A 9,534-nucleotide genomic window follows, 5' to 3' on the forward strand; every position below is an offset into this window, starting at 1 on the left:
TCTACGGCATGCATCGCGGCACCGTCGGATTCCTGATGAACGAGTTCTCGACGCTGGACCTGCACGCCCGGCTTGCGGCCGCCAGGGAATCCCTGATCCATCCGCTGCTGATGCGCGCCACCGACGTCCACGGCGTGGTGCATCTTCACCACGCCATCAACGAGGTCTATCTGTACCGCCAGACCTACCAGGCGGCGCGCCTGAGGATATTGATCGACGAACGCGAACGGATGCCGGAGCTGATCGCCGACGGCATCCTGGTGGCGACGCCGGCGGGATCGACCGCCTACAATCTTTCGGTACAGGGGCCGATCATCCCCATCAACGCGCCGCTGCTGGCGCTGACCCCGATCAGCCCGTTCCGCCCGCGGCGCTGGCGCGGGGCGCTGTTGCCCAACACCGCCTATGTGGTGATCGAGGTGCTCGAAGGCGACAAGCGCCCGGTCGCGGCAGTCGCCGATCACGACGAGGCGCGCGACGTCCGCCGCGTCGAGGTCTTGTCCGACAAGACCATTTCGATGCGGATGCTGTTCGACCCCGGCCACAGCCTGGAAGAGCGGATTTTGAGCGAGCAATTCGGGTATTAAAGCGTCCCAAGGCTTCAGGCAGCCTCCGTGTTCTCTCGACGTTGCGGAGAATACACCCCTTAATTACCGCATGATGTGCGGCGATTATACTTGGTTCTGCGGGGACTAACTGCCATAATTTCCGCAAGAGGTGCGGAGAATGGCCGGATATATCCACGAATTGCGGAATTGGCCCAAATTCCGATGGGACCAGCACGGCCTTGCCAGGCAACTCGCAATCGTCCGGCATCGCCAGGGCCGCCTCATTGGCCGCATGCAGGAGCTCGGTTTTCCCCTCCGGGAAGAGGCCGTCCTGCAAACGTTGACCGAAGACGTAGTCAAATCGAGCGAGATCGAAGGCGAAATCCTCGACAAGGAACAAGTGCGGTCTTCAATCGCACGCCGCCTTGGCATCGATGCGGCCGCATTGCCGTCCGCCGACCGCAATGTGGAAGGCGTGGTCGAGATGATGCTCGACGCCACGCAGAAGTACCAAGAAGAACTCACAAAGGAGCGGCTGTTCGGTTGGCACGCATGCCTTTTCCCAACGCGGCGAAGTGGCATGAGAAAAATTATCGTTGGCGCATGGCGCGACGAAAAGTCGGGGCCGATGCAGGTCGTCTCCGGTCCTTCTGGTCGCGAGCGCGTCCACTACGAAGCGCCCCCCAGCCGACGGCTCGACGCAGAGATGCAAGTTTTTCTCGACTGGTTTAACGGCGAGGATGATACCGACCTGGTCCTGAGAGCCGCCCTTGCACATTTATGGTTCGTCACCATCCATCCGTTTGAGGACGGCAACGGACGCATCGCGCGCGCCATCGCCGACATGTCACTCGCCCGCTCGGAAGCGAGCCCGCAGCGCTTCTACAGTATGTCCGCGCAGATCCGGATCGAGCGCAACGCCTACTACGACATCCTGGAATCGACGCAAAAGGGCGATCTCGATATAACGCCCTGGATGGAATGGTTTCTGGGGTGTCTCGACCGTGCCTTCGATGGAGCCGAAAAAACTCTCGGCAGCGTTTTCGCGAAGGCCGATTTCTGGAAGAAGCATTCGGTCGCGCCGCTCAATGAGCGTCAGCGCGACATCGTCAACCGCCTGCTGGATGGCTTCGAGGGCAAGCTTACGTCGTCAAAATGGGCAGCAATTGAAAAATGCTCGCCCGATACGGCATTGCGCGACATTTCCGATCTGGTGGCGCGGCGAATACTGATCAAAGACGCCGGAGGTGGCCGCAGCACCAGCTATTCGCTCGTTGGCGAAGCAGACTCGTGATAGCGGGTGGCGATACGCCAACAATGATCACTTGCCGTAAGCCTGCGCGATCTGTCCGACCAGTTTCGCCCAGGGCATGTCCATTGCCTCGTAGACGGCGCCGGCCTCCGGGCGTGCATTGTCTTTCAGGATCTCGACCATCAAGGTCGCATAGTCCGAGACGATCACTCCGGCCTGCAGCATGCGCAGGAGGCCGGCTTGGCGCTTGGTCTCGCTGAACGTTCCGGATGCATCGACGGCAACATAGGCGCCATATCCCTTGCCGACCGCGGTGATGGCGGGAAACGCCGCGCAGACTTCGAGCGAGATGCCGGCGAAGATCAGCTTCTTGCGGCCGGTCGCTTCGATCGCGCGCGCGACCCCTGCATCATCGAACGCGTTGACCGACGAGCGGTCCACGATCTGGATGCCAGGCAGTGCGGCCACGAGTTCCGGGAAGGTCGGACCCCACATGCTGTCGCGCGCGGTCGTGGTGACGACGATCGGCAGTTTCAACGCCTTGGCCGCTTTGGCCAGCGCAATCACATTGTGCTTGAGTTCTCCGGTCGAATAGTCGCGCACCCCGGTCATGAGACCGACTTGATGATCGATGAGGACGAGCGCTGCGTTATCGGACGTAAGCGGTTCATAAGCGCGGACTTGGTCTGCCATGACATTCTCCTGACGTGAGAAGGGTTGAGATGCGCCGCTGATCGGCGCTCGCTCGGGGATGAAGATTAGTGGCTGGACGAACGGCCAAGAAGTCGGCAATAATCGAACCTATAGTCCAATAGATTGGACGATGGGCCGTCCGATGCTCGACCTCAACGACTTCTTCTACTTCGTACAGGTGGTTGATCGGGGTGGCTTCACCGCCGCCGGCCGCACGCTCCGGCTTCCGAAATCGACTCTGAGCCACCGCATCCGCCAGCTCGAGGCGGGCCTCGGGGTTCGGCTGCTCAACCGCACGTCACGGCGGTTTGGGATGACCGATGCGGGGGCCGACTTCTATCGCCATGCGGCGGAGATGCTGCAGCAGGCCGAACAGGCCGAGGCCTCGATACGGCATCGGCTGAATGAACCAATCGGCACCGTGCGCTTCACATCGGGCATGGCCACCATGCAGTTCGCGTTGCGCGAGGTGGTCGCGGATTTTCTTGTCCGCCATCCCAGGGTCAACGTCGTCGCGCATGCGACTGACCAAAACGTCGACATCGTCGGCGAGAACTACGATGTCGCGGTCAGGGCGCATTCAGACCCGCTTCCGAGTTCCACGCTGGTCCAGAGGACGCTGGCACCGGCGCCGTGGCTGCTGTTCGCAGGGACCGCCTACCTCGACGCGAACGGCTCGCCCAAGACACCCGAGGATCTCCGAAAGCATTCATCGCTTTTCATGATGCGCACCGGGGTTTCCCCAATCTGGCGGCTTCGCCATACAAGCGAGCGAAAGGGCGAGGTTGTCATGCCGCTAACGCCGCGCCTCATGAGCGACGACATGGTCGGATTGAAGCAAGCGGCGATCGCCGGGCTCGGCATTGTCGCGCTGCCCGGCTATGTCTGTCGCGAAGAACTTCGATCAGGAGCGCTGCGCAGGGTATTGCCGACGTGGCATGCCGGTGATTCGACGTTGACGGCACTGCTGCCTTACCGGCAAGGCCTCTTGCCTTCAGTCCGCACCTTCATTGAGCACCTGGCGGTTCAACTTCCGAAGGCTGTGGCGATGTAGCTCACGGCTCCAAAGCGGACTCCGGCAAGCCATCACAAGGCGCGATTGCAAGTTCACGCCCCCAGCGACCTGGATTTCCATCTGGCCTGGGTGGCAACCGCAACCATTCGTTAACCTGCGCCGCGATATGGTTAACGCCGGGTATACCGTCGTTTTCCGGTCCACCCGCAGGGCATGGCCATGTTTCGCATCGATTTCAACAAGCTGCGATTTCTCCTGTGCGACGACAATCCGCACATGCGCCGCATCTTGCGGACGCTGCTGCATTCGTTCGGCGCGCGCGAGGTCTATGAATCCGAGGACGGCGCGACCGCGCTCGAAATGTACAGCCACTACGTCCCCGACATCGTCATCACCGACTGGTCGATGCCGATTTTCGACGGCCTCGAACTGGCGCAGATGATCCGGCAGCCGGAATCCAAGGGCAACCCGTTCGCGCCCATCATCATGCTGACCGGGCATTCCGAGAAGCGCCGCGTCACCGTGGCGCGCGACGCCGGCGTCACCGAATTCCTTGCGAAACCGATCTCGGCCAAGGGCCTTTATCAGCGCATCCTCAACGTCGTCGCCAATCCGAGGCCCTTCATCAAGACCAAGACCTACTTCGGCCCGGACCGCAGGCGCAACACCAGCAATGCCTATATCGGCCCCGAGCGCCGCGTCGGCGGCGAGGTGGAAGTGATGCAGCAGCCCTCGCTGCTCGACAAGGCCCGCTCCGCCGTCTAGCGGCGGGCGGACCCAGGGAAACCAGCATGGCGAACCAGAAACGCGACATCGAGGTCAAGGCCTTCGCCGACCATCACGTGATCACGCAGCCCAATCCGCTGCGCAAGGTGCTGCGACGGGTCGGCGACAATGATCACGACGATCCCGTGGCGCGGGCGGAAAAGGCGCTTGCCGGCCTGTCCGGCGAATTCAAGAACTGGATGGCGGTCGAGGCCGACCGGCTGTCGGCGGCGCACGCCGCGGTTCTCAGCGACGGCTTTACGGAAGAGACCCGCGAGGAGCTGTTTCGCGCCGCCCATGACATCAAGGGCGACGCCGCCACCTTCGGATATCCGTCGGCGGGTGCGGCCGCCGAAAGCCTCTGCCGGATCATCGAACACGCGCCCGATCTCGACGAGGTGCCCCCCAACCTGATCGAGCACCACATCAACGCCATCCAGGCAATCGTGCGCGAGCGCACCAAGCTCGACACCGTCTCGACCGCAAGCGTATTGAGCCGGCAGTTGCGCGGCATCGCCGACGAATACCTCACCCACGCCAATCGCGACCGCCCGGAGCACCTCGAAGCGATCCTTGCGCCGAGCATCGTGCCGGGTGAATGAGGTAAGCGCCGGGGTTTGAGCGCGGGTCCGGCGCCCCGGCCGCGTTCCATTATGTTTCTGCCGAGCAATACAAATCCTGGCAATGTATCTGCAAGCAATCTAAAGCCTGTGGAGTGTTGCGGTTTTGTCACAGCCTTCAGGGAACCCAATCGCTAATAATCATGCAAATTTTTCCAAGGAGAGATTTGTATGAAAAGGGTTTTTCTGAGTGCTGCCGGTTTCGTTGCGTTGGGTTTGGCTGGCTCAGCAGTTGCTGCTGACCTTGCGCCCGCGCCCGCTCCGGCCCCGGTTTACAGGGCACCGGTGGTGGCACCGCCGCTTTATAACTGGAGCGGCTTCTACATCGGCGCACATGTCGGCGGCGGATGGGCCGGGAATCAATCGACCGAGATTGCCCCGGGAACCGCGGCTTTTCCGGTCGGTACGGTGTTCACCAAAAACAACCTGAGCGGCGTGCTTGGCGGCGTGCAGGGCGGCTTCAACTGGCAAGTCAGCAGCTTCGTCGTTGGCGTCGAGGGTGAATATTCCTGGGCGGATATAAATGGCAGTGCGACCACGAACAGTGTTGTGCTGCCTGCGTTCTCGAGCACGGTGACCGCCAATGTCAGGGATCTTGCGCTGGCGACCGCGCGGGCCGGATTTGCTGCGGACAACTGGCTGTTCTACGTCAAGGGCGGCGGCGCCTGGGGACATGACAATTCGAACGGCGCGAGCACTGCAGGTGGGGCACCGTTTGAAACATCCAGCACCAGCACCGATCGTGCCGGGTGGATTGTCGGCGGCGGCGTGGAATGGGGCTTTCTGCCCAACTGGTCTGCAAAACTCGAATACAACCACGTCGACTTCGGTTCGAAAAACGTGGCGGTTATCGGCACGGCCACGGGAACATCGTTTGTGAGTTCGTCCCAGACGCTCGACATCGTCAAAGCCGGGGTGAATTATCGCTTCAACTGGGGCGGCCCTGTCGTCGCGCGATACTGATCTTTGCGGGCCTTTCCGGCCTGAAAGCGCCCCCCCGAAGACGCTACGCCGCGATCAGCTCGTGCTGGAGCGGCGCTACGGCCTCTTCCGACATCAGCTCGTCGCAGAACATGCGGGCTTCTTCGCGCGCCGATTCGGTTGCGAACCGCCGCAGCAGGATCAATAGCGGCTCGGCGGCAAGCGGATCGGTCGCGCAATGCGTCAGCACGCGCTCGACCATGCGGCGCCGCAATCGGGCAGCGCCGCCGAGCGTGTCGACATAGCCGGTTTCATGGCTGACTTCGAGCGCCATGCGGAACGCGGCGAAGGTCGATTCCGGCAATCCTGCGCGCTTGAGCAGCGCCTGCAGGCTGGCGCCGCCGCGATCGTGCAGCAGCGCGGAGACGCGCGCCCGCGGCAGCTCGGCCAATTCCGAAAGCGCATGATCGAACAGTTCGAGATTGCCCGACAAAAGCGCGCGCAGGATCAGCCCGGCGGTGAGCTGCCCGGTGGCGCGCAAATGCGCTACCAGCCCGCGCATGTCCTCGCCGCGCGAGCGCGCCGCGATGTTGACGGTGGAGCGATCACGCGCTTCGCCGGCGATACGGTCCGCCCGATCCGGCGACAGCCAGTTCCGCGCGACCACGAATTGCGCCAGCGTATCCGACAGTTTGGCGACCAGCGCGACCCGTGTCGCCGCCGGCAGATCCTGCAACACCAGCATCGATTCCCGGATCGCGGCGAGATGGCCGTGGCGCTCGACGATGCGGTCCCAGGAAAATGGCGCCAGTTCAGCGTAGGCGTTTTCGATCAGCTCGAGCGCGGCCGCGGCGGAACCAACTTCGGCGATCGCGGCGCAAACCGACGCCGGCAAATGGATGCGGCGGGCGATGGCGCATTGCATCTGGCAATCGCCGGTCGCGATGATGTCGACGAGGTCGGCATCGATCAGAAGCGGGGAATGTTCCAGCACCGGCAGCGCGACCGAGGGCTGGTCGAGCGACAACGCCTGTACGATTGCAGCCGGCGCTTCCGCGCTGCGGGCAAACACCTCGGCCATGGCCTGGCGCACCAGCGGCGAAGCATCATCGAGCAGCATCAACAGCGCGCCTTCGGCGGCGGCGTGGTCTTCTTCACTGAGATCGGAAATCAGCCAGGCCCGCGCCAGCGACCGCGTCGCCTCCGCCCGCTCGCCGGCCGGCGCGCTCCTGATCCAACTGATGAACTGCCGAACGATCATGGTCCTGCCGGCTTACGCAACCAAGACGGCACCGCGACGCGACGCCACTGTCATACAAAATAAACCACGACGCTTAATAAAGCGTTCACCATAAATGGCTGGTTTTATTGACGTTTTGTTAAGGTGGCGAAGGCTGGGCAAGCTCCCCAGCCGTCCGGGCTAGCTGAACGTGCCGTTGCGGTCGCTGAACAGGTCAAGCGATTGCGGCGCCTGCACGGCGGGCGCTTGCGCCGGCGACGGCGCTGAATTCACGTCTGCAAGCGACGTTGCCTGCGCAACTGGGGTTGCTGACGCAACCGGGGACGCCTGCGCAACCGAGGTCAGCGACGACGAGTTGCCCCACAACTCATGCACCGTCGGCGAGATCGGCTGGGTCCGGTCGGCAGCCTGGAACAGCGAACGGAAAACCGGAACGCCCGGCGCCGAATTGTCCGTCGCGGGCGACGCGGATGCGGTCGTGACCGGGGTCACCGCGCGGGCGTCCGGGAAAGTCGACAGATAGGCCGCATTGTCGACCGGGGCTGCCGCGGGCGTTGGTGTTGCGCTGGCGACCGCCACATTGGGTTTGATGTCGCCGCCGACCGAGGCCATCGCGCTGCGCGTCGCCTGGGAGCTCGCGGCGCCGGCGTAGCGCGCCGACAGCACCGAATAGACTTCGGAGGTGCTGCGCGCGCGTCCCGAGTGGTCGTAGAAGATCGAGCGGTTCGCCGAGGCCGCGTTCGGAAAAATCCGCGCGGCGGTAGCGTTCGGATTGTCCTCGGCGCTGGTGATCAGCTTGGCCGCGCCGCCGACCCCCATGAAATGCGCCATGTAGAGTTCGCCGTCGGTCGGGCGCCGGCCGAGCTTGCCGGTGAGTTTGAAACTGTTGGACTGGGTCAGGACCGCCGCCATCGAGGACGCTGCCGCGGGATCGTCGCGCAGCTTCATGATGGCTTTTCGCGCGGTGGGATCGCCGACCGAGTAGTCGCCGGAGCGGGATTTGGTGATGGCGTCGGCATATTTGCCGTAGCCGAGCAGGTTGCCGGCTTCCTTCACGGTGCCGAGCCAGGTCTGCTCGATGAATTGAAACAGGCCGTGCGCCGAAGAGCTTGAAGCCCCCGCCGTCGGATTGAAATCGGATTCCATCTTGGCGGTGGTGAGCAGATATTCGAAGCTGGTGCCGGTGGTAGAGGCGGCCTGCTTGATCGCGCCCGCGACGCGCACGCGCGACGGATCGGCACCTGCCGTTGCCGTGGCGTTAGAAGTGTCAACCGACATATGTTGGTGCCCCGCTCCCCGCGAAACGCCCGCCCTGGCCTGTCCGAGAGCTCCCACTAACGTTCAGGCCGCCGTCACACTGCAGCGGCTATGGTTAATGGCGGGTTAAAGGGTTCCAACCACCGTCATTCCGGGGCGCCGCCAGGCGAACCCGGAATCTCGAGATTCCGGGTTCGTGCTGCGCACGCCCCGGAATGACGGGGTTATTTCCGATAAACGTCCTTCGGATCGAACAGCCGCTCCGCATCCACGAACGACAAGCGCGCAGCCCCCTCGCCTGCCTCGACCTTGCGGTAGAAGCACGAGCGGCGGCCGGTGTGGCAGGCCGCGCCCTTCTGCTCGACCCGGATCCAGACCGCGTCCTGATCGCAATCCATCCGCATCTCGACCACGCGCTGGGTCTGACCCGATGTCTCACCTTTGCGCCATAACGCGTTGCGCGAGCGGCTGAAGTACCAGGCTTCGCCGCTCGCGATCGTCCGGCGCAAGGCCTCGTCGTTCATGTGCGCGACCATCAGCACCTCGCCGGTCGCCGCATCGGTGGCGACGCAGGTGACAAGGCCCGCAGCGTCGAATCCGGGCTTGAGCTCGAGCCCTTCCTCAATGTCGTTGATTTCGGATGACGGTGACACGGCTAGCCCTCGAATTGAGGCGAGGGTCAGCGCAGCGACCCTCGCACCATGGACAGGAAACGCGCCTGCTCCGCCGGATTGTCGCGGAACATGCCGGTGAAACGGCTGGTGAAGGTCATCGCGCCATGCTTGGCGACGCCGCGCACCGACATGCAGGTATGCTCGGCCTCGATCATGACGGCAACACCGCGGGGTTTCAGCACCTCGTCGATCGCAGCTGCGATCTGGGCGGTCAGGTGCTCCTGGGTCTGCAGGCGGCGGGCGAAGATGTCGGTCAGCCGCGCCAGCTTCGACAGTCCCACCACCCGTTCGACCGGCGTATAGGCGATATGCGCCTTGCCGTAGAACGGCATCATGTGATGCTCGCACTGCGAAGTGAATTCGATGTCGCGGATCAGCACGAAATCGTCATAGCCGGCGGTCTCGCCAAAGGTGCGGTCGAGCACCGTGGCGGGGCACTGGTGGTAGCCCTGATAGAGTTCGTCGAAGGCCTCCACCACGCGGCGGGGCGTATCCAGCAGCCCCTCGCGTCCCGGATTCTCCCCGATATAGCCGAGCAGGGTCTCCACC

The 9,534-nt window shown here is 63.3% G+C and carries 11 protein-coding genes; 6 read left to right on the top strand and 5 right to left on the bottom strand.

What is annotated here, in order from left to right:
* Together VK804_RS05270 and VK804_RS05275 are read left to right on the top strand one after the other, a co-directional pair.
* Nucleotides 1-587 (top strand): NAD kinase (locus VK804_RS05270; protein WP_325368581.1); only part of this gene is annotated, 587 nt, incomplete at its 5' end.
* 139 nt (nucleotides 588-726) lie between these two features.
* Complete coding sequence (locus VK804_RS05275; RefSeq protein ID WP_325368583.1) at nucleotides 727-1,842, top strand: Fic family protein; 1,116 nt, start codon at nucleotides 727-729, stop codon at nucleotides 1,840-1,842.
* A gap of 27 nt (nucleotides 1,843-1,869) precedes the next feature.
* On the opposite strand, the gene VK804_RS05280 is transcribed toward VK804_RS05275, so the two are convergent.
* On the bottom strand, nucleotides 1,870-2,493 hold the full coding sequence (locus VK804_RS05280; protein WP_325368585.1) for an isochorismatase family protein: 624 nt from the start codon (nucleotides 2,491-2,493) through the stop codon (nucleotides 1,870-1,872).
* Nucleotides 2,494-2,635: 142 nt separating this feature from the next.
* Here VK804_RS05280 and VK804_RS05285 point away from each other — a divergent pair, with 142 nt between their 5' ends.
* The 4 genes from VK804_RS05285 (at nucleotide 2,636) to VK804_RS05300 (ending at nucleotide 5,856) form a co-directional block, all read left to right on the top strand.
* On the top strand, nucleotides 2,636-3,547 hold the full coding sequence (locus VK804_RS05285; protein WP_325368587.1) for a LysR substrate-binding domain-containing protein: 912 nt from the start codon (nucleotides 2,636-2,638) through the stop codon (nucleotides 3,545-3,547).
* 180 nt (nucleotides 3,548-3,727) lie between these two features.
* Nucleotides 3,728-4,273, top strand: a complete 546-nt coding sequence (locus VK804_RS05290) for a response regulator (RefSeq protein WP_325368589.1) — start codon at nucleotides 3,728-3,730, stop codon at nucleotides 4,271-4,273.
* Between the two features lie 26 nt (nucleotides 4,274-4,299).
* Complete coding sequence (locus VK804_RS05295; protein ID WP_325368591.1) at nucleotides 4,300-4,875, top strand: Hpt domain-containing protein; 576 nt, start codon at nucleotides 4,300-4,302, stop codon at nucleotides 4,873-4,875.
* Between the two features lie 189 nt (nucleotides 4,876-5,064).
* Nucleotides 5,065-5,856, top strand: a complete 792-nt coding sequence (locus VK804_RS05300; protein ID WP_325368593.1) for an outer membrane protein — start codon at nucleotides 5,065-5,067, stop codon at nucleotides 5,854-5,856.
* 43 nt (nucleotides 5,857-5,899) lie between these two features.
* Here VK804_RS05300 and VK804_RS05305 read toward each other — a convergent pair whose 3' ends face one another.
* The 4 genes from VK804_RS05305 to folE form a co-directional block, all read right to left on the bottom strand.
* A complete protein-coding gene (locus VK804_RS05305; protein WP_325368595.1) occupies nucleotides 5,900-7,075 on the bottom strand; it encodes a DUF2336 domain-containing protein in 1,176 nt (391 codons plus the stop codon).
* A 159-nt stretch (nucleotides 7,076-7,234) separates the two neighbouring features.
* Nucleotides 7,235-8,332 (bottom strand): transglycosylase SLT domain-containing protein, encoded by a 1,098-nt coding sequence (locus VK804_RS05310; RefSeq protein ID WP_325368597.1) that lies wholly within the window; start codon nucleotides 8,330-8,332, stop codon nucleotides 7,235-7,237.
* 203 nt (nucleotides 8,333-8,535) lie between these two features.
* Nucleotides 8,536-8,964, bottom strand: a complete 429-nt coding sequence (gene hisI / locus VK804_RS05315) for a phosphoribosyl-AMP cyclohydrolase (protein WP_325368599.1) — start codon at nucleotides 8,962-8,964, stop codon at nucleotides 8,536-8,538.
* Nucleotides 8,965-8,990: 26 nt separating this feature from the next.
* On the bottom strand, nucleotides 8,991-9,534 hold a 544-nt coding region (gene folE / locus VK804_RS05320; RefSeq protein ID WP_325368601.1), incomplete at its 5' end, for a GTP cyclohydrolase I FolE.

This window comes from Bradyrhizobium sp. (genome assembly GCF_035484855.1).
Taxonomy (GTDB): Bacteria; Pseudomonadota; Alphaproteobacteria; order Rhizobiales; family Xanthobacteraceae; genus Bradyrhizobium.